This is a genomic window from Corynebacterium sp. HMSC05C01 (assembly GCF_001807155.1).
In the GTDB taxonomy this organism is placed as follows: Bacteria; Actinomycetota; Actinomycetes; order Mycobacteriales; family Mycobacteriaceae; genus Corynebacterium; species Corynebacterium coyleae.
In genome coordinates this window covers 1-22,802 of sequence record NZ_KV787969.1, presented here as the reverse complement: position 1 = coordinate 22,802, position 22,802 = coordinate 1, and the positions used below count along the sequence as shown (strand labels likewise).

Sequence of the window (22,802 nt, the reverse complement as noted above, 5' to 3'; positions counted from 1 at the left end):
GTTTCTTGGGAGTACGAATCGACGAAAGGCGAAGACGTGGCCGACAAACTTATTGTGCGTGGTGCTCGGGAACACAACCTCAAGGGCGTAGATGTCGAGTTGCCCCGCGACAAAATGGCGGTGTTCACCGGACTGTCGGGCTCGGGCAAGTCCTCGCTGGCCTTCGATACCATCTTCGCCGAAGGCCAGCGCCGCTACGTTGAGTCGCTGTCGTCCTATGCCCGCATGTTCCTGGGGCAGATGGACAAGCCCGACGTCGACTACATCGATGGGTTAAGCCCAGCGGTGTCCATTGACCAGAAGTCAACCAACCGCAACCCGCGCTCGACGGTAGGCACGATTACTGAGATCTACGACTACCTGCGTTTGCTGTACTCGCGTGCGGGTACCGCCCACTGTCCGGAATGTGACGCTGTGATTGAGCGACAGACCCCACAGCAGATCGTTGACCGAATTCTTGAGTACGAAGAGCGCACGAAATTCCAGGTGCTTGCGCCGATCGTGCGCAAGCGTAAGGGTGAGTTCCAGGACCTGTTTGCAGACCTCGCCGCCCAGGGTTATGCGCGTGTGAACGTGGACGGGGAGACCTACCAACTCACCGACCCGCCGAAATTGGAAAAGCAGATCAAGCACAACATCGACGTTGTGGTGGACCGCTTGATGGTCAAGGCGAGCCAAAAGCAGCGTCTCACTGACTCCGTGGAGACAGCGCTGAAGCTGGCGGACGGCCTTGTAGGGTTCGACTTTGTCGATCTTGACGCCGACGATCCGGAGCGCGTGCAGATCTTCTCCGAGAAGATGGCCTGCCCGAACGGGCACAAGCTCAACGTGGAGGAGTATGAGCCACGTGCCTTCTCGTTCAACTCGCCTTTCGGCGCTTGCCCGGCCTGCGACGGTCTCGGTATGCGCAAGGAGATCGACGTTGACCTGATTATTCCCGACCCAGATGCGCCTGCGGTTGACGCGTTCCAGCCGTGGAACTCGAGCCCGAACAAGAAGTACTTCACCAAACTCATCGAAGCGCTGGCGAAGGAAGAAGGTTTTGATGCGAACGCGCCGCTGAGCTCGCTGACCAAGACGCAGCAAAAACACCTGATTCACGGCTCGTCGACCAAGATCAACGTCCGGTACAAGAACCGCTTCGGCCGTCAACGTTCCTACACCGCCGCCTACGAGGGCATTGTGGGCTACATCGAGCGCAAGCTTGAACAGGCCGAATCGGATACGCAAAAAGAGCGCCTCCTTGCGTTTACCCGCGAGGTGCCGTGCCCGACCTGTAAGGGTGCCCGCCTGAAGCCGGAGATCCTCGCAGTGCGTCTCGCATCAACGACGCACGGGGAGAAGTCCATCGCAGGGCTGACGGAATTGTCCATCGAGGATGCGTCCGAGTACCTGGACAACCTGGTGTTGGGCTACCGCGAGGAAATGATTGCTGGCGCAGTGCTGCGAGAAATCCAGGCGCGCTTGCACTTCCTGCTCGACGTCGGCCTGAACTATCTGACGCTCGCGCGCTCTGCCAGCACGCTGTCCGGTGGTGAAGCACAGCGCATTCGCTTGGCGACGCAAATCGGTTCCGGTTTGGCCGGCGTCCTGTACGTGCTTGACGAGCCGTCCATTGGACTGCACCAGCGAGACAACCAGCGCCTGATCGCAACGCTGAAGAAGCTGCGCGACCTCGGCAACACGCTCGTTGTTGTCGAGCACGACGAGGACACGATCCGTGAGGCCGACTGGCTCGTCGATATCGGACCCAAGGCTGGCGAGTATGGCGGTGAGGTGGTCTACCAGGGAGATCCGGCGGGCATCCTGAAGGCGAAGGACTCGCTCACTGGTGATTACCTGGCGGGACGTAAGAAGATTGAGGTTCCGGAGCAGCGACGTGTCGTCGATAAGCAGCGCATGCTCAAGGTTGTTGGTGCCCGCGAGAACAACCTAGACAACGTCGATGTGAGTATCCCGCTGGGCGTACTTGTGGCTGTCACGGGTGTATCGGGCTCGGGCAAGTCGACGCTGGTGAACCAGATTCTGGCGAAAACCCTGCAAAACCAACTGAACGGTGCGCGCCAAGTGCCCGGGCGTGTGAAGAAGGTCGAAGGCCTGGAGCACCTGGACAAACTCGTGCAGGTGGACCAGAGCCCGATTGGGCGCACGCCGCGGTCGAACCCCGCGACATACACGGGCGTGTTTGACAAAATTCGTAACCTGTTCGCCGAGACTCAGGAGGCGAAGGTTCGAGGTTACAAGGCCGGGCGATTCTCCTTCAACGTCAAGGGCGGCCGCTGTGAGGCTTGTCGTGGCGACGGCACGATCAAGATCGAGATGAACTTCCTGCCGGACGTTTACGTCCCGTGCGAAGTGTGCCAGGGTGCACGTTACAACCGCGAGACGCTTGAAGTGCGCTACAAGGGCAAGAACATCGCCGAGGTGCTCGACATGCCGATCTCCGAGGCAACCGAGTTCTTCGAGCCGATCACCTCGATCCACCGCTACCTGCAAACGCTGGTAGATGTCGGTCTCGGCTACGTCCGACTCGGGCAGAGCGCAACCACGCTGTCCGGCGGTGAGGCACAGCGCGTAAAACTCGCCGCGGAGCTGCAGAAGCGTTCTAACGGTCGCACGATCTACATTCTCGACGAGCCGACCACCGGCCTGCACTTCGAAGACATCCGCAAACTCATGCTGGTGCTCAACGGGCTGGTGGAGAAGGGCAATACCGTGCTGGTCATTGAGCACAACCTGGATGTGATCAAGTCCGCTGACTGGATCATTGACATGGGTCCGGAAGGTGGCTCAGGCGGCGGCACCGTGGTTGCGCAGGGCACCCCGGAGGACGTGGCCAAGGTCGAAGGGTCCTTCACCGGCGAGTTCCTCCAGGATGTGTTGATAAAAGGGTAGGAGAGCTCGATTTGGTGCACGCGTGTAATGCGTGTACTATTCACTTCGCACCGCCCAGCGTGTCCGTTTGACGGGTACGCGGGCCACAAGAGGAGTGAATCCCACCCCAAGCCGCTTGCTGCAAAGCACAGTTGGATACGGGTCAAACGGTATGCCGCATGTTGGCATGCCTGGACGATCTCCCGCCACCGGATTCCGGTGAGCGGGTTTTTCGTGTGAGATCACCCCAAATGTGACCCAGAGCGGCAACAACATTGTTTCTCAAAGTCTCTAGGAGTTCTCATCAGCGCTGAAGCTCGGATTAACGATCGAATCCGCGTCCCCGAAGTTCGCCTTGTCGGCCCGTCCGGCGAGCAGGTCGGCATTGTCCGTACGGATGATGCCCGCAAGCTGGCGTACGAAGCGGATCTCGACTTGGTTGAGGTGGCGCCGAACGCTAAGCCGCCTGTGGCCAAGATCATGGACTACGGCAAGTTCAAGTACGAGCAGGATCAGAAGGCCCGCGAGGCCCGTAAGAACCAGCAGCAGACCGTGGTCAAGGAACAGAAGTTCCGTCCCAAGATCGATGAGCACGACTACCAGACCAAGAAGGGCAATGTTGAGCGCTTCCTGGAGAAGGGCAACAAGGTCAAGGTCACCATCATGTTCCGCGGTCGCGAGCAGTCCCGCCCTGAGCTGGGCTACCGCCTGCTGGAGCGTCTCGCTGAGGATATCGGCGAGTTGGGTGTGGTCGAGTCCCGCCCGAAGCAGGACGGCCGCAACATGACGATGGTCTTCGGACCGGCTCGCAAGGGCAAAAAGTAAGTTTTGAAATAACCGACACTCTGAAGGGCTTTCACCATGAAGCAGAAGACCCACAAGGGCACCGCAAAGCGCATCAAGGTCAACGGCAAGGGCAAGCTGCGCCGCGAGCAGGCTGGTAAGCGCCACCTGAACGAGAAGCTCTCCTCGAAGCGTCGCCGCAAGCTCTCCGGCACCACCGACGTCGCTAAGGCTGACGTCAAGCGCGCAAAGCGCCTCCTCGGCATGTCCTAAGCACTGCCCGATCAATCAACCGATTACGAGATAAGAAAAGGAAGTTTGACTCATGGCACGTGTGAAGCGTTCAGTCAATGCTAAGAAGAAGCGCCGCGCAATCCTCAAGTCCGCGAAGGGCTACCGTGGCCAGCGTTCCCGCCTCTACCGCAAGGCTAAGGAACAGTGGCTGCACTCCCAGACCTACGCTTACCGCGACCGTCGTAAGCGCAAGGGTGAGTTCCGCAAGCTGTGGATCCAGCGCATCAATGCTGGTGCACGCATGAACGGCATCACCTACAACCGCCTCATCCACGGCCTGAAGCTGGCTGAGGTTGAGGTCGACCGCAAGATCCTCGCCGAGCTCGCTGTCAGCGACTTCGCTGCATTCTCCGCCCTGTGCGAGGTTGCAAAGAACGCTCTGCCGGAGGACGTCAACGCTCCGAAGAACGCCGCATAAGCGCTTTCGCTTTTCGACGACACACCGCCCCGTCCCACCACACCAGGTGGGACGGGGCGGTTTTTGTTCGCGGTAAGGTATCGGCCATGGCATTGGATTTTGAGCAGCCGTTTACTGAGCGCACCCCGCGTGTGGTCAACGCTGCGAAGCTGAAACGCGCGGCGGGTCGTCGCAAAGCAAAAGCTTTTCTCGCGGAAGGGGAGAACGCCGTGGAAGCGGCGGTGGCTACGGGTGCAGCAACAGACTTGTTTGTCACCGAAGCAGCGGCTGAGCGTTTCGAGGAAATCGTTCGCGCCGCTGGCTACATGGATGTCTACACGCATGCCATCAACGACAAAGCTGCTCAGCACCTCGCCGACGCGGTGACCAACACGGGTATTTTCGCGGTGTGTAGGCCGGTGCTGTGGACGGTGCCGTCGATCCTCAAGGGCCGGCCCCGTCTAGTCGCAGTGTGTGTGGAGACCAACGACCCGGGCAACGCAGGCACGATCATCCGCCTAGTAGATGCGCTGGGTGCGGATGCAGTCATCTTCGCTGGGGACACCGTCGATCCAGAGTCGCCGAAAGTGGTGCGTTCCACCGCAGGATCGTTGTTCCACGTACCAGTGGCACGTGACCGTGATGTCCACCGGGTAATTGGGCAGCTGCATTCTGCAGGATTAGCTACGGTGGCAACCTCGGCGTCGGGGGAGACATCCCTCGCGCAAGCGGACGAGGTGCTTGCACGCCCAACAGCGTGGCTGTTTGGCAACGAGGCCCACGGGCTTAGCGATGAGCTTCTCACCAATGCTGATCACCGGATCTCCATCCCGATTAAGGGCAGCGCGGAATCGCTGAATCTCGCTACCGCTGCATCCATGTGCCTCTGGGAATCCTCAAAGGCGCTCGACGCAGACGAAAGGTAGTCGCGACACTGACAGCTACCGCATGTGCCCCTGGCGCATTCATGTGTCGGCTCCACGGGTAAAGTGGTGGACGCTTTTGAACCGACATCGCTGCAGACGCCCTGAGCTGCAGAGCACTTGTGGAAAGGCGCGGGTGAGCGTAAGCGTGGCCGACAACGCAACACAACTTCCGGATATTGAACTGACCGAGGAAGCCCTGAACCAGGCAGCAGACGATGCGATTGCTGCGTTCGAGGCTGCTGCGGACCTCGCGGCACTTGAAGATGCGCATCGCGCGCACCTGGGGGAGAAGGCCCCAATCATGCAGGCGCGCAAGTCGCTGGGCTCTATCCCAAAGGATCAGCGTAAGGACGCTGGTCGCTTTGTGAACATGGCGCGTGGCCGCGCCGAAAAGGTCTATGCCCAGCTGCGCCAGGTCCGCGAAGCAGAGCACCGTGAGAAGCAGCTGCGTGAGGAAAAGGTTGACGTCACGTTGCCTACCGCACGTGCTTACGCCGGCGCGATGCACCCGATCACTACGCTGTCGGAGCACATCGCCGACATCTTCATCGGCATGGGTTGGGAAGTGGCCGAAGGCCCCGAGGTTGAAGCGGAGTACTTCAACTTCGACGCGCTGAACTTCATTCCGGACCACCCGGCCCGTACCTTGCAGGACACCTTCTACATCGGCGAAGAAGGCTCCAAGCAGGTCATGCGTACACACACGTCGCCGGTGCAGGTGCGAACGATGCTTGAGCGCGATGTGCCGATCTACATTGCGTGCCCGGGCCGTGTGTTCCGTACGGACGAACTCGATGCCACCCACACCCCTGTGTTCCACCAGGTGGAGGGTCTCGCTGTGGACAAGGGGCTGACGATGGCGCACCTGCGCGGTACGCTCGACCACCTGGCTAAGGTGCTGTTCGGCCCGGAGACCAAGACCCGTATGCGTACGAACTACTTCCCGTTTACCGAACCGTCTGCCGAGGTGGACGTTTGGTTCCCGAACAAGAAGGGCGGCGCTGGCTGGATTGAGTGGGGCGGCTGCGGCATGGTCAACCCGAACGTGCTGCGTGCTGTTGGCATCGACCCGGAGGAGTACACCGGTTTTGCGTTCGGCATGGGCCTTGAGCGCACGCTGCAGTTCCGCAATGGCCTGTCGGATATGCGCGACATGGTCGAAGGCGATGTCCGTTTCACTATTCCGTTCGGCGTGCAGGCGTAAAAGGAGAACCAAGAATGCTTATTTCCAAGAATTGGATCACCCGCCTGCTTAATCAGGCAGGCAACCAGGGCTTCAATCCCTCCGACGAGGAATTGGACGCCGGTTTTGTCCGCGTCGGTTTTGAGACCGAGGGCTACGAGCCGCTGCCTGAGGTGACCGGCCCGCTCGTCATTGGCCGAGTAGCCGAGATCGAGGAACTGACCGGGTTTAAGAAGCCCATCCGCTACTGCCAGGTTGATGTCGGACAGGCCAACGGCACAGGTGAACTGCAGGGCATCATCTGTGGCGCGCGAAACTTCAAGGAAGGCGACCTAGTCATCGTGTCGCTTCCGGGTGCGGTATTGCCAGGTGGCTTTGCTATCTCCGCGCGCAAAACCTACGACCACATTTCGAACGGCATGATGGCGTCCGCAGCAGAACTTGGCCTGGCTACAAAGAGCGAAGGCATCATCACACTGGAGGAGGGGGCAGCGACCCCGGGCGATGACGCTCGCGAGATCCTCGGCTCCGGCGACACCGTGTTCGAGGTTAACGTCACCCCGGACCGTGGCTACGCGCTGTCTGCACGCGGCCTGACCCGTGAGATCGCATCCGCCTTCGACCTGGCGTTTAAGGATGTCGCGCAGGATCCGTCGATCGCAGGCGTTAATATGTCTGCTGTTCCGGAGCCGGCAGGCGAGAGCATCCCCGTCGAGGTTGAGGCCTCGACGAAGGCGCAGCGCTTCGGCCTGCGCACTGTGAAGGGCATCGACCCGAAGGCACAGGCGCCGTTCTGGATGCAGCGCGAGCTGATGCTCAGCGGTGTTCGCTCTGTAAACGCGGCGACTGACGTGACTAACTACGTCATGCTGTTGCTTGGTCAGCCGATGCACGCATTCGACGCCGACAAGATCTCCGGCGGCTTACGGGTGCACAATGCTGAGGTCGGTCAGAAGTTTGAAACGCTCGACCACGTTGAGCGGACGCTGACCGCAGACGATGTGGTGATCAGCGACGACAACGGCATCCAGTCCCTCGCCGGCGTTATGGGTGGCACGACGTCGGAGATTTCCGACGACACCGTGAACGTCCACTTCGAGGCTGCAACCTGGGATCCGCTGACTGTTGCTCGTACTGCACGTCGCCTGAAGCTGAGCTCGGAGGCCTCTCGTCGATTTGAGCGCGGCGTTGACCCCGCCATCGTCGAGGTCGCTCTGGATGCCGCTTGTGCGCTCCTCGTCGAGATCGCTGGCGGCTCGATCGAGGCTGGCCGTACGCTTGTCGGTGACGTTAAACCGCGTGAGCCGATTGCCATGCGTGCCTCGCGCCCGTCGGAGCTCATCGGTGTGGACTACTCCCGCGATACGGTTGTGCGCCGTCTTGAGGAGGTCGGCTGCACTATCGCAGGCGAGGGTGAGAACCTTCAGGTCACGCCGCCGACATGGCGTACCGATATCACCGTTCCGGTGGAACTTGTCGAAGAGGTTGTGCGACTTGAAGGACTCGACGACATCCCGTCGATCCTGCCGACGCCGCGTGGTGGTCGCGGTTTGAGCCCGCTGCAGCGTCGCCGTCGCGCGGTCACGCACGCGCTGGCGTACTCCGGCTACGCGGAGATCATCCCGACGCCGTTTATTGCCAACGACACGTTCGACGTGTGGGGGCTCGACGCAGACGATCCGCGCCGCAACACGGTGAAGGTGCAGAACCCGTTGGATGCTGACTACGGCATCTTGGGCACGACGCTTCTGCCGTCGATGCTCGAGGCAGCAGGCCGCAATGTTGCCCGCGGCCGTGGCGATATTGCGCTCTACTCGGTTGCACAGACCTCTGAGAAGCGCGCGGATGTTTCGCCGTTGCCGGCCGTTACCCAGCGTCCAGCAGACGACGTTGTCGCAGAACTTATTCAGTCGCTGCCAAAGCAGAATCTGCATGCCGCAACGGTGGCGCTCGGCAACGTCGAGCTCGAGGGGCCGTGGGGCAATGGGCGCGCCTATGAGTGGTCGGACGCGATCCAGTCTGCGCAGATCGTCGCCCGCGCATGCGGTGTTGAACTCGACATCGTCGCTGCCGAGGTTCTGCCGTGGCACCCGGGGCGCTGTGCGGAACTCTCTGTCCGCGATGCTGCTGGCGAGCGTATCGTCGTTGGCCATGCTGGCGAGCTGCACCCGCAGATTCTGGAGAAGCTAAACCTGCCAGCGCGCACGTGCGCGATGGAGCTCGACCTGACTGCGATCCCGCTGGAGGAGCGTCTTCCGGCGCCGCGCCTGTCGTCGTTCCCGCTGTTGCACCAGGACATCGCGCTCGTCGTCGATGAGGAAGTTCCGGCTGAAGACGTCCGTCGCACTCTCGTTGAGGGCGCAGGTGAGCTTGTCGAGGACGTAACGCTTTTCGACGTCTACCGTTCGGAATCCCTCGGCGAGGGCAAGAAGTCTCTCGCATTCGGCCTGGCCTTCCGTGCGCCCGATCGCACGCTGAAGGAAGAGGAAGGCTCGGAGGCTCGCCTCAAGGCAGCCGAGTTGGCTAAGGAGCGCTTCGGCGCAGAAATGCGCGGGTAAATATTAATCCGTGAATAACTTACGGCGCACTGCATAACTGATACACTGTCCGCTATGTCAGAAAGTGTGATCAAGGTTGCGGTCGCCGGAGCCACCGGGTACGCAGGCGGTGAGATTCTCCGTCTGCTACTCGGCCACCCCGCCTACCTTGCGGGTTCGCTTCAGATCGGTGCTCTTACCGGAGCATCGAACGCTGGCCAGCAGGTCGGCGATCTTATGCAGCATCTGCCGGAACTTGCAGATCGGGTCATTGAGCCAACAACAATCGATGTGCTTGCTGGCCACGATGTTGTGTTCCTCGGCTTGCCGCACGGCCACTCCGCCGAGATCGGTCAGGCGCTCGGCGAGGACGTCGTCGTGATTGACTGCGCTGCAGATTTTCGGTTGCGCGATGCCGAGCAATGGAAGCGTTTCTACGGCTCTGAGCATGCAGGATCTTGGCCTTACGGGCTTCCCGAACTGCCGGGTCAGCGGGCCGCCCTGCAGGGGGCAAACCGTGTCGCTGTCCCGGGGTGTTTCCCCACTGGGGCAACGCTTGCGGCCTGGCCAGCACTCCAGGCTGGGCTCGTGGAGCCTGACCTGACCATTGTCGCCGTTTCCGGTGTCTCAGGTGCTGGCAAGAAGGCGAATGTGGATCTCCTCGGCGCGGAAACGATGGGCTCCTTGAAAGCCTATGGCGTCGGCGGGACGCACCGGCACACACCAGAAATCCAACAGAATCTCGAGAGTGTTGCTGGCGCCAGGGTTTCCGTGAGCTTTACCCCGGTACTGGCACCGCTGCCGCGTGGGATTCTCACCACAGTGACCGCACCATTGGTGCAGGGCATTACAGCAGAGGCGGTAAATAGCGCGTACGAACAGGCGTACCAGGGAGAACAGTTTGTCAGGCTGCTTCCGGCAGGCTCGCAGCCGCAGACCCAGCATGTCGTGGGCACGAACATGTGTGCCGTGCAGGTTGCAGTGGACGAGCACGCCGGCAAGTTGGTGGCGACGAGTGCCATCGACAACCTGACCAAGGGCACTGGTGGTGCCGCTGTGCAATGCATGAACCTTGCACTCGGGTGGGACGAAGGGGCAGGACTATCGCGAGCTGCGGTGGCTCCGTAACCGCCACTTCACAACGACTCTCCACCCCTGTTGAAAGGAAAACGAACAATTCATGACCACCACCGGAGTAACCGCACCGAAGGGCTTTAGCGCTGCAGGTATCAGCGCCGGGATCAAGGCGTCTGGCAACCGTGACCTCGCATTGGTTGTCAACGAAGGCCCGGAGTTCGCCGGCGCAGCCGTATTTACCCGCAACAAAGTGTTTGCAGCGCCAGTGAAGGTGAGCCGTGAGGCCGCAGCTGGCGGCACCATTAAGGCTCTGATTGTGAACTCGGGAAACGCGAACGCGTGTACCGGCGCACAAGGATACGAAGACGCAAAGGCCATGCAGCGTCTTACCGCAGAAGGCATCGGGGTCGACCCAGCCCACGTTGCGGTCTGCTCGACGGGGCTGATCGGCGACACACTTCCGATGGACAAGGTGGAAGCCGGTATCGGTGTCGTCGTCAAGCAACTCGGCGATGATGGGGCGGGTGCTGCAGATGCGATTCGGACGACAGATACGGTGGCGAAGGAAGTCGTCGTCAAGGGTGACGGCTGGACTGTGGGGGCGATGGGAAAGGGCGCCGGCATGATGGCGCCGTCGCTGGCGACGATGCTTGTCTGCATCACCACCGACGCAAAAGCTGACAGCGCCACGTTGCAGGCTGCGCTCGAGCAAGGCTGTGCCACGACGTTCAACACGTTGGATATTGATGGCTCGACCTCCACCAACGACACGGTCGTCGCAATGGCAAGCGGTGCCAGTGGCGTGACCCCAACGCAAGCAGAACTCAACGCCGCAGTGCACGAAGCGTGCGCGAAGCTAGCGGCGATGATGCAGTCGGATGCGGAAGGCGTGACCAAGCGTGTCGCGATCACCGTCCAAGGGGCGCTCGACGATGCACAAGCGCTCAACGCAGCGCGTGCGATCGGCCGCGACAGCCTGGTGAAGACAGCGATGTTCGGCTCCGATCCGAACTGGGGCCGCGTGCTGGCAGCCGTAGGCATGGCCGATGCCGAGATGGATGCGGAGAACATCTCCGTGACCTTCAATGGTCAGACCGTATGCGAGCAGTCGACCGGCGCTCCAGGCGCCCGCGACGTTGACTTGAGCGGAGCCGACATCGACGTTGTTGTGGACCTGGGCACCGGGGGAGCGGGCAGCGCAACCGTGCGCACAACCGACCTCTCGCACGCCTACGTCGAGATCAATTCCGCGTACCCGAGCTAGGAGGTGGGTGAGTTGATGCCTAATCTAACGAGTGAACAGCGCGCCACCGTCCTTGCCGAAGCACTGCCGTGGCTGCAGCACTACCGCGACAAGATTGTGGTGGTGAAGTACGGCGGTAACGCCATGATTGATGAAGAACTCAAGGCGGCGTTCGCCGCAGACATGGTGTTTCTTCGCACCGTTGGCGCAAAGCCCGTGGTCGTGCACGGCGGCGGGCCGCAGATTAGCGCGATGCTCAAGCGTTTGGGCCTCGACGGCGGCGAGTTCGTCGGCGGGTTCCGTGTCACCACGCCGGAAATCCTGGATGTCGTGCGCATGGTGCTGTTCGGGCAGGTAGGTCGTGATCTTCTGGGCAAGATCAACTCCCACGGCCCGTACGCGGTAGGCACCTCAGGCGAGGACGCCGGCTTGTTCACGGCCAAGCGCCGCCAGGTCGAAGTGGATGGCGAGCTTATGGATATCGGGCTTGTCGGCACAATCACCGACGTGAATCCGGCAGCGGTGATGGACATCATCGACGCCGGCCGCATCCCGGTCGTTTCTGGCATCGCTCCTGGCGAAAACGGCGAGGTCTACAACATCAACGCCGACGAAGCCGCAGGCGCGCTGGCAGCTGCGATCGGCGCGGAACGCCTCGTAGTTCTCACGAACGTGGAGGGGCTCTACACCGATTGGCCAAACCGCGATTCGTTGCTGTCCAAGATCGAGGCAGCTGAGCTCGAGAAGATGCTGCCTGGCTTTGATACCGGGATGATCCCGAAGATGGAAGCCTGCCTGACCGCGGTCCAGGGCGGGGTGAAAGCGGCGCACGTTATTGATGGTCGTGTGGCCCACTCGGTACTGCTCGAACTGCTGACAATGGGTGGTGTGGGCACGATGGTGCTTCCCGACGATTACGACCGCACCCACTACCCAGACGGCACAATCTTTAGGAAGGATGAGGCATGAGCAACTTCGCTACACGTTGGTCGGAGTCACTGCTAGACACGTACCCAGCCCCGCCGGTTGAACTCGTCTCTGGCGATGGCGCTACCGTCACCGATGCCGACGGGAAAACGTACATCGACATGCTCGCAGGCATCGCCGTGAACGCGCTGGGACATGCCAACCCAGCCATCGTGCAGGCGGTGTCGCAGCAGGTGGCCACCCTCGGCCACGTGTCCAACCTCTTCGGCTCGAAGCCGGTCGTCGAGGTGGCGGAGAAGCTCCGTGCACGCGTCGGCGACGAGACCGCCCGTGTGTTTTTCAGTAACTCTGGCGCAGAAGCCAACGAGGCCGCATTTAAGCTTGCCCGTCTCACTGGTCGGGGGCGCATCCTCGCAGCCGAGCATGGTTTCCACGGCCGCACCATGGGCTCGCTCGCGCTGACCGGACAGCCAGAGAAGCAGGCCCCGTTCGCGCCATTGCCCGCGGGTGTGGAGTTCTACCCGTATGGCGACATTGATGCGCTGACGGCTCTGGTTGAGCAGAACCCTACCGATACTGCCGCCATCATCTTGGAGCCGATTCAGGGCGAAACCGGCATCATCCCGGCGCCCGAGGGCTTCTTGCAGGCGGTGCGCTCGCTTTGCGACGAGCACGGCATCCTCTTCATCACCGACGAGGTCCAAACCGGAGTCGGCCGCACCGGCACCTTCTTCGCCTTCGAAGACGCAGGGGTCGTGCCGGATGTCATCACCATGGCCAAAGGTCTCGGCGGGGGACTGCCCATCGGTGCGACGATCGCCCGCGGTAAAGCCGCGACACTGTTCACTCCGGGCAGCCACGGCACAACCTTCGGTGGCAACCCCGTCGCGTGTGCTGCGGCCAACGCGGTGCTGGACACTATTGACGATGGGTTCCTGGCCGATGTTCGTCGCAAAGCAGCAGTGCTTATCGACGAAACCACGGACGTTCCCGGCGTCGCGGAAGTGCGCGGCCGGGGACTCATGCTGGGCGTTGTGCTGGAGCAACCGGTTGCGAAGCTCGTCGTCAAGCATGGGCTCGAACACGGTGTCATTCTGAACGCGCCGTCCGACACTGTCATCCGACTCACCCCACCCCTGGTAATTAGCGACAACGAGATCCAGCAGGCGGTTGAGCGTCTCGCAGCCGCAATCGCACAAGCCGCAGAAAGGAACTAGACCAATGGCTCGTCATTTTCTCGCAGACGACGATCTCACCCCAGCAGAACAGGCTGAAGTCCTTGCACTCGCAGCGGAGCTGAAAAAGGCACCGCTGTCGCACCGGCCGTTGGAAGGGCCGCTTTCAGTGGCAGTACTGTTTGACAAGACCTCGACGCGTACGCGGTTCTCATTCGACGCCGGTATTGCGCAACTTGGCGGCCAGGCGATTGTGACTGAGACTGGGCACGCACAGATGGGCAAGGGCGAATCCTTCCAGGACACCGGTGCCGTACTGTCTCGCTACGTACAGGCAATTGTGTGGCGCACCTACGATCACCAGAACCTTGTGGACATGGCTGAGGCAGCCACCGTTCCTGTGGTCAATGCACTTACCGATGACCTGCACCCATGCCAGATCCTGGCGGACCTGCAAACCATCATCGAGGAGTTCTGCCCCGAGGAAGGCGCCGCTGGCCTGAAGGGGCTGAAAGCGGTGTACCTCGGCGATGGTGACAACAACATGGCTAACTCGTACCTGATCGGTTTCGCTACAGCGGGGATGGACATCACTGTTATCGCGCCCAAGGAATTCCAGCCGCGTGCCGAGTTTGTCGAGCGCGCCGAGAAGCGCGCCGCAGAAACCGGCGCCCGAGTCACCGTGACTGATGATGTTGCAGCTGCTGAAGACGCGAACGTCGTGATCACCGACACTTGGATCTCGATGGGCATGGAAGAGGACGGCAAGGATCGTCGCACACCGTTCTTGCCCTACCAGGTTGATGCGGACCTGATGGCGCGCGCGGCAAACGATGCAATATTCTTGCATTGCCTTCCCGCGTACCGCGGGAACGAGGTCGCCGCGGAGGTCATTGATGGCCCGCAGTCGCGCGTCTTCGACGAGGCTGAAAACCGTTTACATGCGCAGAAAGCGTTGCTGACCTGGCTTCTGGAGCACCAATAATGTCCCAACCTGTATCCCGTACCGCACGCCAAGCACGGATCCTCGAGTTGCTTGAGCAGACTCGTGTTTCCTCGCAGATTCAGTTGTCGGAGCTGCTGCTCGCAGAAGGCATCGACATTACGCAGGCGACCCTGTCGAGGGACTTGGATGAACTTGGTGCGAAGAAGATCCGCCCATCTGGCGGCGGCCGTGCCTACTACACGATCAACGGCGATGCCGATGGTTTTGAAAACGCGCAGACTGGCCCCCGTGAGAAGCTCCGCCGCATGATTGACGAGTTGGTCGTATCCGTGGATGGCTCGGGTCAACTTGCACTGCTGCGCACGCCCCCAGGTGCGGCGCAGTATTTGGCCAGCTACATTGACCGCGTAGGCCTCGACCAGGTTGTCGGCTGCATTGCTGGCGACGACACAATTTTTGTTCTTGCACGCGAACCGCTCACCGGCGTAGAACTTGCCGTGGAACTCTTCGGCGGACACGCCCGGGGCAGCGACTAAAAAGTTTTACCCTGCAGGTAACCTCATACTATTCATGAAATCTTTTGAAGGAGAATCGTTCTACCATGACTAATCGCGTTGTTCTTGCATATTCAGGCGGTTTGGACACGTCCGTTGCTATCCCGTACCTGGCTGAAATGACCGGCGGTGAAGTGATCGCGGTCTCCCTCGACCTTGGACAGGGCGGCGAGGACATGGAGTCAGTGCGCCAGCGCGCATTGGACTGTGGTGCAGTGGAGTCCATTGTTGTGGACGCCAAGGATGAGTTCGCCGAGGAGTATTGCCTGCCCACCATCAAGGCGAACGGTATGTACCAGGGCGAGTACCCGCTGGTTTCCGCGATTTCGCGTCCGCTGATTGTCAAGCATCTCGTTGAGGCTGGTCACAAGTACGGCGGCACGCACGTCGCCCACGGCTGCACCGGCAAGGGCAACGACCAGGTTCGTTTCGAGGTCGGATTCCTGAACCAGGATCCGGACCTGGAGATCATCGCTCCGGCTCGTGACTATGCCTGGACCCGCGATAAGGCCATCGAGTACGCAGAGGGCAAGAACTTGCCGATTGAGCAGTCTGCCGCGTCGCCGTTCTCCATCGACCAGAACGTGTGGGGCCGCGCAGTTGAGACCGGCTTCCTTGAGGATCTGTGGAACCCGCCGACAAAGGACCTCTACGCCTACACCGAGGACCCGGCGCTCGGCAACGCTCCCGACGAGGTCATCATCTCCTTCGAGTCCGGCAAGCCGGTGGCCATCGACGGCCGTAAGGTCACGGTCCTCGAAGCAATCGAAGAGATGAACCGTCGCGCAGGTGCCCAGGGTGTTGGCCGTCTCGACATGGTTGAGGACCGTCTGGTTGGCATCAAGTCCCGCGAGGTCTACGAAGCGCCGGGCGCCGTCGCGCTGATCACCGCTCACAAGGCTCTTGAGGACGTCACCGTTGAGCGCGAGCTGGCTCGCTACAAGCGTCTTATCGATGCACGCTGGTCCGAGGAGGTTTACGACGGCCTCTGGTTCGGCCCGCTGAAGCGCTCCCTGGATGCGTTCATCGAGTCCACCCAGGAGCACGTCACCGGCGATATCCGCATGGTCCTGCACGCTGGCCAGATCACGGTCAACGGCCGTCGTTCCAACCACTCGCTGTACGACTTCAACCTGGCTACCTACGACACCGGCGATACCTTCGACCAGACCCTGGCCAAGGGCTTCGTGCGTTTGCACGGTCTGTCCTCCCAGATCGCGAACAAGCGCGACCGCGAGGCCGGCAAGTAAATGGAGCAGCACAAGACAAACGAAGGTGCGCTCTGGGGCGGTCGTTTTTCCGGCGGCCCGTCGGAAGCCATGTTCGCCCTGTCCGTGTCTACCCATTTTGACTGGGTGCTTGCGCCATACGATGTGCTCGCATCCAAGGCACACGCGAAGGTGCTGAACAAGGCAGGTTTGCTTAGCGACGACGACCTCGCCGTCATGCTCGACGGCCTGGACCAACTCGGCCGCGACGTTGCCGACGGCTCGTTCGGTCCGTTGCCGACCGATGAGGATGTCCATGGTGCGATGGAGCGTGGACTCATCGACCGTGTCGGGCCCGAGATCGGTGGTCGCCTGCGTGCTGGACGTTCCCGCAACGACCAGGTTGCGGCCATGTTCCGGATGTGGCTGCGCGATGCCCTGCGGGGTGTCGCACTCGATGTCAGCGATCTGATCGACGCGATCGTCGCACAGGCGGAAGCCCACCCAGACGCGATCATGCCTGGCAAGACCCACTTCCAGGCTGCACAGCCGATCCTGCTTGCGCACTCGCTGTTGGCGCATGCCCAGCCGCTGCTGCGTGACCTGGACCGGATCAAGGATGCCGACAAGCGACTGGCAGTCTCGCCGTACGGTTCCGGAGCGCTGGCTGGTTCGTCGCTGCACCTCGACCCAGAGGCGATCGCAGAGGAGCTTGGTTTCGATTCTGCAACCGACAACTCGCTCGACGGCACCTCATCGCGCGACTTTGCTGCAGAATCCGCGTACGTCCTGGCACAGATTGCGATTGATATCTCTCGTTTCGCCGAAGAGATCATCGCGTGGTCCACGCCAGAGTTCGGTTACGTCACGCTGCATGACGCGTGGTCGACTGGCTCGTCGATCATGCCGCAGAAGAAGAACCCGGACGTTCCGGAACTTGCCCGCGGCAAGGCTGGTCGCTTGATCGGTAACCTTTCCGGTTTGCTCGCCACGCTGAAGGCTATGCCGCTGGCGTACAACCGTGACCTTCAGGAAGACAAGGAGCCGTTGGTCGACTCGGTCACGCAGCTCTCCATCCTCCTGCCGGCGTTCACTGGACTGGTTTCCACGTTGACGTTCCACGAAGACCGCATGCGCGAACTGGCTCCAGCAGGGTTCACATTGGCCACCGACCTTGCCGAATGGATGGTGCGCCAGGGCGTTCCATTCCGCGAAGCACACGAGGCTTCGGGAGCCTGCGTTCGCATCGCAGAATCCCGTGGTGTCGATCTCGTGGATCTGACGGATGAGGAGCTAGCGGGCGTCGATAAGCGTCTGCTCCCCGAAGTGCGCGAGGTACTTACTGTCGATGGGGCGGTCGCATCCCGCGATACCCGCGGCGGTACTGCGAAACCGCGTGTGGTGGAGCAGCGGGAGCGTGTGCGCGAAGCGAACAAGGCTGCGCGCCAGTGGGCAGAGCAGCCAGTACGGAAGAAGTAAATACACGTTCGCAGAGCGCAGTTCAGAGTTTCCCTTTAGCATTGGGATATGGATGCGCCAAATACCTATGAAGCCAAGCCCCGGGGACGGTCAGTCTCCGTGGTGCTTGGCCTCATTTTTATTGCAGTGGTCATCGCCGCAGTCGCTTTAGGCCGGGGGCTTCTTCCCTTTGGCAGTGATGGCGACGAAAAAGACAGTGGCGCTGAATCAAATCGCCAGTCTCAGGGCAACGTGCAGCAACTCCACGGAGTAATCGGCTCTGAAAAGCGGGCTTTCTTTGAAGACCCCAAGGTCAAGGACAGACTTGCAGCGTTGGGCTACAGCGTCAGCGTGACAACAGCGGGGTCCCGCCAGATAGCTACCACCACGGATATTGCCGCACAAGATTTCGTTTTCCCGTCTTCCGGGCCTGCCACGCAAAAGGTGCGCGAACAGGGCAGTGGCTACTCGGTGGATTTCCCGTTCTTCTCCCCGATGGCGGTAGCGAGCTGGAAGCCGATTGCGGATCTACTGGTAGCTGAGGGAGTCGTGGCTGAGCAGAACGGCGCTTACACACTGGACGTGAACAAGTACATGGACTTGGCCCGCTCCGGAAAACGATGGCGCGACCTCGGGGACGCGTTTCCGTCGCCACGCAATGTACAGATCCGCTCGACAGATATCCGCACCTCAAACTCCGCCGCGATGTATCTGTCGCTGTTGGCGTGGGAGGTAGCACAGCGAGAACCCGATCGCGCCAATGACGTTGGTTTTCTTGTCGACGAGATTGCGCCCTTCTTCACCGCTCAGGGATACAGCGAAGCCTCATCCTCTGGCCCTTTTGCGGACTACCTCAGCCAAGGCATGGGAGCGGTACCGATGGTGATGGTGTACGAAGCACAGTTCATTGGTGAGCAGATGCGAGATAATTCCCGAATCCGCGACGATATGGTGCTGCTGCAACTCAGTCCGACAGTGCTGGCTAACCACGGCATCGTCGGGGTGAGCGAGGGCGGTAGAGAACTCGGTCGTCTGCTCACCAACGACCCCGAGCTACAAAGGCTGGCCGCGTACCACGGATTCCGGCCCGCGACCTCAGGCAACCTGGCCCAAGAGATGGAGGATCGAGGGCTCGATGCGCCTGCGGATTACGTCAATTCCATCGACCCACCCTCCTACGACAGGCTTGAACAACTCATCGACGGTGTCGGTCAACGCTATGGCGGAGCACCCGCACCGGTGAAGGAGGAGGAATAATGAATCGCCTCGTCGCGGCGCTTGCTGCGTTCATGTCTCTGGTGCTCGTCGCGTGTAGCACTTTCGAAGAAGGCACTTCCAATACTCCTGATACATCCGGCGCAGGGCCCAGCGGTAATGCCGATCTGACCATTGTCGCTGCAACCGAGCTCAAAGACCTCGAAGAATTGGTTGATCGTGCAGCAGAGGAGCTCGGCTTCACTATCGACATGCAGTTCCCCGGCGGAACTTTAGAAAACTCCCAAACGCTCAAACAGGGAGGTTTCGATGGGGAAGTGGATGCCACATGGTTTGCTACGAACCGCTACGTCAACCTGATCGGCGCCTCCGACAAGTTGGACGGTGAGACAAAGATTGCCACAAGCCCCGTCGCGTTCGGTGTATGGGAGGACAGCGCAAAGCGCCTCGGCTGGGACACCAAGCAGCCCACCTGGGCCGAGTTTGCCGACGCTGCCGCAAGCGGCAAGTTCACGTTCGGGATGACCAACCCGCAAGCCTCGAACTCGGGATTCTCCGCACTCGTCTCGGTGGCGACTGCGCTCGCAGACACCGGCGATGCGATTTCCCCTACTGACTTGGAGCGCGTTGGGCCACAGCTCAAGGAAATGTTCGAAGCGCAATCTATGGTTTCCGGTTCTTCCGGGTGGCTGGCTGAGACGTTTGTCAATGACTCGTCCCGAGGCGATGGCATCATCAACTACGAAGCAACACTTCACCAGCTAAAGGCCCAAGGTGTGCCTATTGAGGTTGTTGTCCCCGCCGATGGCGTGATTTCCGCAGATTACCCGTTATCGGCACTGGCTAACCCTGCGCATGCAGACGCGCGGGGTCGGGTAGAAGAGCTGTCGCGCTGGCTCCTGGAACACCAAGAGGACATCGCTCAGACCTATCGCAGGCCTGTGACCGGCGTGGATAACGTGCCGGTGGAGATAGCCAACCAACACGTCATCGAGCTGCCGTTCCCAGCCAACGAGGGAGTCGTCGATGAGCTGCTTTATGCGTACGACAACTCCTACCGCAAACCAGGCCGAACAACGTTTGTGCTAGATACTTCCGGGTCGATGGAAGGGCAGCGGTTGGCGTCGCTGAAAAGCATCATGCACTCGCTTATCGACGGATCCGCTTCAACACTCACCGGTGACGTCTCCCTACGCGACCGGGAAACCGTCACGTTGCAAGCCTTTGATTTCGCACCACACGAACCGTTGACAGTTCGCTTCTCCCGGGAAGACCCGAAGTCTGCTGAACAACTATCTGACTTCGTCGATGGTCTCCAGGCTGAGGGCGGAACCGCGGTGTATCAGACCCTGCTGAAGGCATTGAGGAATACGGACCCGAACGGAGGTATTCCGTCGATAGTCCTGCTGAGTGACGGCGAAAGCACCGTTGCCCCAGACTATGTCGAATTCAAGAGGCAGTATGAAGCATTGCCAGAACAGCTGCGCAACGTGCCTGTGTTCGTTATCTTGTACGGCGATGCTAATGCGATAGAGATGCAAGCACTTGCAGATCTCACCGGTGGTGAGGTGTTTGACGCGCTTGGTGGCGACCTGGCGGCTGCCTTTAAGGAGATTCGTGGATTCCAATAATTCGTCTGCGGGAAAAGCAGCCCGGTATTTCGCCTCACCCAAGAACCAGCTTGGGTTGGTGCTGGCCACCCTCGTGGTTGTGGTTCATATTGCGGTAGGTATCGGACTGTTCTGGCCGGTCGCCGCGGCGGCCGCGTATGGCGCCGGCGCGGCTCTTGCGCCGTCCCGGAAAACCAAGGAACTTCCAGCAGCACCAACCCTGCCCACGTCGCAAGTTCTCGAGAATGCGCTGCGGCAAACGACTGATCGGTTGGAATCGGCGAAGCCACCACGTCAGGTGATGATGCAGGCGCGAGCGTTTGAAAAAGCCTCCAAGTTCGTATTGTCCGAGTGGGAACACCTCGAGCCGACGCCTAAGCACCGGCAGACGATGTGGAATGTAGTCAATGTGTACTACCCGGAGGTCGTCGATACGTACCTTGATGCCCCTCAGTACCGAGACAAGTCTGCGGTGAGCGTGGTTGTGGACTCTTTAACCACGCTCACTCGCGCTGCTGAGCGGGTGCAGCAGGGGATTTTGGACGACAATCTGCGCGCCATGGATTCACAAGCGCAGTTCCTGCGTCAAGAGCTCGGTGAGTTGCCCGGACTCGACGACAGCTACCACGGAGGCAGCGGGTACGATCCGAAAGCATGAGTCTGGATCCGAAGCTTCTTAACGTCCTCGCGTGTCCCAAAGACAAGGGAACGCTGGAGTATGACCAAGAGCGGGAGCTGCTGGTCAACGAACGCCTCGGCATTGCCTATCGCATTGACGACGGCATCCCAGTTCTGCTCATCGACGAAGCAGAGCCATACATCTCGGCAAAGTAGAAGACGGAGAAAAACCCAATGAGCAAAAACATCATTGATGAGCTTGAGTGGCGCGGGCTGATCAACCAGTCCACGGACCTCGACGCACTGCGGAAGGAAACCGAGCAGCCGATCGTGCTGTACTGCGGCTTCGACCCGACTGGTCCCTCGCTGCACGCCGGCCACCTCGTTCCGCTGCTCATGCTGCGCCGCTTCCAAGAAGCAGGCCACACACCGATCGTGCTTGCTGGTGGCGCTACCGGCATGATCGGTGACCCCCGCGATGTGGGGGAGCGTTCTATGAACTCCGCGGACACCGTCCGTGATTGGGCGGACCGGATCAGCGGCCAGCTCAAGCGCTTCGTGCACTTTGATGGCGACAATGCAGCACGCCTGGTCAACAACAACGACTGGATTAAAGACCTTGGCGTTATCGAGTTCCTGCGTGATGTGGGCAAGCACTTCTCGCTGTCCACGATGCTCGGCCGCGACACGGTGAAGCGTCGTCTGGAGAACGACGGCATTTCTTACACCGAGTTTTCCTACATGCTGCTGCAGGCGAATGACTACGTGCAGCTGCGCCGCAACCACAATTGCGTGCTGCAGGTTGGCGGCGGCGATCAGTGGGGCAACCTCGTTGCGGGCGTTGACCTGAATCGTCGTATGGACGGCGAGCAGGTTCACGCGTTGACTGTTCCGCTGGTGACGGATTCCGAAGGTAAGAAGTTCGGCAAGTCCACTGGTGGCGGCTCGCTGTGGCTGGATCCCGAGATGACCAGTCCGTACACCTGGTACCAGTACTTCGTAAACACTGCGGACGCCGATGTCATCCGTTACCTGCGTTGGTTCACCTTCCTTGACCAGGAAGAGCTCAACCGCCTGGAGACCGAAGTGGCGGAGCGCCCATTCAAGCGTGAAGCCCAGCGTCGCTTGGCGCAGGAGATGACCGATCTGGTCCACGGCAAGGAAGCCCGTGAGGCTGTCGAACTCGCATCGCAAGCTCTGTTCGGTCGCGCAGAACTTACTGACCTCGACGAGAAGACCCTCGCATCGGCAGTCTCTGAAACCTCTGTCTTTGAGATCCCAGCCGGCGAAACCACGGATATCGTGGAGCTTCTCGTCGGTGCTGGTCTTGCAGAGTCGAAGGGTGCAGCGCGCCGCTCCATCAAGGAAGGTGGCGTGTACGTGAACAACGAGCGCGTCGAAGACGAGGCGTGGGCGCCGTCTGACCAGGATTTCCTCCACGGCACATGGCTGGTCCTGCGCCGAGGCAAGAAGAACTTCGCAGGCGCTAAGCGCGCATAAGCAACTGCTTATCGACGACACCACCCAGGCAGAAACCACCATCTGCCTGGGTGTTTGTGTTGTTTGTGAGTTCGTGGTTATATCTTCATCCGTTGCTTCGAGCGGCCTTGAGGGGCTGGCGAGAGGGAACAAGTTAATTTCATGAGGTTGCTGTGCAAGGTAAACGGTTGTTGAACTTGGGTTTGACTTTGGTTTACGTTGTGTTGTAGTCTCTGGTTCCGCCGCTTTGACGGCCGTGACTTTGTAAGTTGTGGTTGTTGGGTGTGCTGGTGTTGTT

The 22,802-nt window shown here is 60.5% G+C and carries 20 protein-coding genes; all 20 read left to right on the top strand.

Features of this window, described 5'->3' with window-relative positions; genetic code table 11:
• Window positions 1–36 precede the first annotated feature (36 nt).
• The 20 genes from uvrA (at window position 37) to tyrS (ending at window position 22,525) form a co-directional block, all read left to right on the top strand.
• A complete protein-coding gene (uvrA, locus tag HMPREF3145_RS09060) occupies window positions 37–2,895 on the top strand; it encodes an excinuclease ABC subunit UvrA (RefSeq protein WP_070423016.1) in 2,859 nt (952 codons plus the stop codon).
• Window positions 2,896–3,177: 282 nt separating this feature from the next.
• Window positions 3,178–3,699, top strand: coding sequence for a translation initiation factor IF-3 (gene infC / locus HMPREF3145_RS09055; protein ID WP_083279489.1), 522 nt, complete (start codon window positions 3,178–3,180; stop codon window positions 3,697–3,699).
• A 36-nt stretch (window positions 3,700–3,735) separates the two neighbouring features.
• Window positions 3,736–3,930 carry a 50S ribosomal protein L35 gene (gene rpmI, locus HMPREF3145_RS09050; protein WP_070422917.1) on the top strand — a complete coding sequence of 65 codons (195 nt, stop codon included), beginning with the start codon at window positions 3,736–3,738 and terminating at the stop codon, window positions 3,928–3,930.
• A 52-nt stretch (window positions 3,931–3,982) separates the two neighbouring features.
• Entirely contained in the window at window positions 3,983–4,369 is a 387-nt protein-coding gene (rplT, locus tag HMPREF3145_RS09045; protein ID WP_070422916.1) for a 50S ribosomal protein L20, read from the top strand.
• A gap of 86 nt (window positions 4,370–4,455) precedes the next feature.
• A complete protein-coding gene (locus HMPREF3145_RS09040; protein ID WP_070422915.1) occupies window positions 4,456–5,274 on the top strand; it encodes a TrmH family RNA methyltransferase in 819 nt (272 codons plus the stop codon).
• Window positions 5,275–5,407: 133 nt separating this feature from the next.
• Window positions 5,408–6,478 carry a phenylalanine--tRNA ligase subunit alpha gene (gene pheS, locus HMPREF3145_RS09035; RefSeq protein ID WP_246817574.1) on the top strand — a complete coding sequence of 357 codons (1,071 nt, stop codon included), beginning with the start codon at window positions 5,408–5,410 and terminating at the stop codon, window positions 6,476–6,478.
• Window positions 6,479–6,492: 14 nt separating this feature from the next.
• Entirely contained in the window at window positions 6,493–9,015 is a 2,523-nt protein-coding gene (gene pheT / locus HMPREF3145_RS09030; protein ID WP_070422913.1) for a phenylalanine--tRNA ligase subunit beta, read from the top strand.
• Window positions 9,016–9,069: 54 nt separating this feature from the next.
• Window positions 9,070–10,122 carry an N-acetyl-gamma-glutamyl-phosphate reductase gene (gene argC / locus HMPREF3145_RS09025; RefSeq protein ID WP_070422912.1) on the top strand — a complete coding sequence of 351 codons (1,053 nt, stop codon included), beginning with the start codon at window positions 9,070–9,072 and terminating at the stop codon, window positions 10,120–10,122.
• 52 nt (window positions 10,123–10,174) lie between these two features.
• The gene (argJ, locus tag HMPREF3145_RS09020) at window positions 10,175–11,335 is read left to right on the top strand and encodes a bifunctional glutamate N-acetyltransferase/amino-acid acetyltransferase ArgJ (RefSeq protein WP_070422911.1); all 1,161 of its coding nucleotides are present in this window, start codon (window positions 10,175–10,177) and stop codon (window positions 11,333–11,335) included.
• 15 nt (window positions 11,336–11,350) lie between these two features.
• Window positions 11,351–12,283, top strand: coding sequence for an acetylglutamate kinase (gene argB, locus HMPREF3145_RS09015; RefSeq protein ID WP_371325706.1), 933 nt, complete (start codon window positions 11,351–11,353; stop codon window positions 12,281–12,283).
• A complete protein-coding gene (locus HMPREF3145_RS09010) occupies window positions 12,280–13,458 on the top strand; it encodes an acetylornithine transaminase (RefSeq protein WP_070422909.1) in 1,179 nt (392 codons plus the stop codon). Before argB ends, HMPREF3145_RS09010 begins: the two co-directional genes overlap by 4 nt.
• Before the next feature lie 4 nt (window positions 13,459–13,462).
• Window positions 13,463–14,401 carry an ornithine carbamoyltransferase gene (argF, locus tag HMPREF3145_RS09005; protein WP_070422908.1) on the top strand — a complete coding sequence of 313 codons (939 nt, stop codon included), beginning with the start codon at window positions 13,463–13,465 and terminating at the stop codon, window positions 14,399–14,401.
• Window positions 14,401–14,898, top strand: a complete 498-nt coding sequence (locus HMPREF3145_RS09000) for an arginine repressor (RefSeq protein ID WP_070422907.1) — start codon at window positions 14,401–14,403, stop codon at window positions 14,896–14,898. Before argF ends, HMPREF3145_RS09000 begins: the two co-directional genes overlap by 1 nt.
• A gap of 65 nt (window positions 14,899–14,963) precedes the next feature.
• Complete coding sequence (locus HMPREF3145_RS08995; protein ID WP_070422906.1) at window positions 14,964–16,166, top strand: argininosuccinate synthase; 1,203 nt, start codon at window positions 14,964–14,966, stop codon at window positions 16,164–16,166.
• On the top strand, window positions 16,167–17,603 hold the full coding sequence (gene argH, locus HMPREF3145_RS08990) for an argininosuccinate lyase (RefSeq protein WP_070422905.1): 1,437 nt from the start codon (window positions 16,167–16,169) through the stop codon (window positions 17,601–17,603).
• Between the two features lie 48 nt (window positions 17,604–17,651).
• Entirely contained in the window at window positions 17,652–18,839 is a 1,188-nt protein-coding gene (locus HMPREF3145_RS08985) for a hypothetical protein (protein ID WP_070422904.1), read from the top strand.
• On the top strand, window positions 18,839–20,428 hold the full coding sequence (locus HMPREF3145_RS08980) for a VWA domain-containing protein (protein ID WP_070422903.1): 1,590 nt from the start codon (window positions 18,839–18,841) through the stop codon (window positions 20,426–20,428). Before HMPREF3145_RS08985 ends, HMPREF3145_RS08980 begins: the two co-directional genes overlap by 1 nt.
• On the top strand, window positions 20,415–21,065 hold the full coding sequence (locus HMPREF3145_RS08975; RefSeq protein WP_070422902.1) for a hypothetical protein: 651 nt from the start codon (window positions 20,415–20,417) through the stop codon (window positions 21,063–21,065). Before HMPREF3145_RS08980 ends, HMPREF3145_RS08975 begins: the two co-directional genes overlap by 14 nt.
• On the top strand, window positions 21,062–21,241 hold the full coding sequence (locus HMPREF3145_RS08970) for a Trm112 family protein (RefSeq protein ID WP_070422901.1): 180 nt from the start codon (window positions 21,062–21,064) through the stop codon (window positions 21,239–21,241). The genes HMPREF3145_RS08975 and HMPREF3145_RS08970 overlap by 4 nt, the downstream gene beginning before the upstream one ends.
• Before the next feature lie 18 nt (window positions 21,242–21,259).
• On the top strand, window positions 21,260–22,525 hold the full coding sequence (gene tyrS / locus HMPREF3145_RS08965) for a tyrosine--tRNA ligase (RefSeq protein WP_070422900.1): 1,266 nt from the start codon (window positions 21,260–21,262) through the stop codon (window positions 22,523–22,525).
• The last annotated feature ends 277 nt before the right edge of the window (window positions 22,526–22,802 follow it).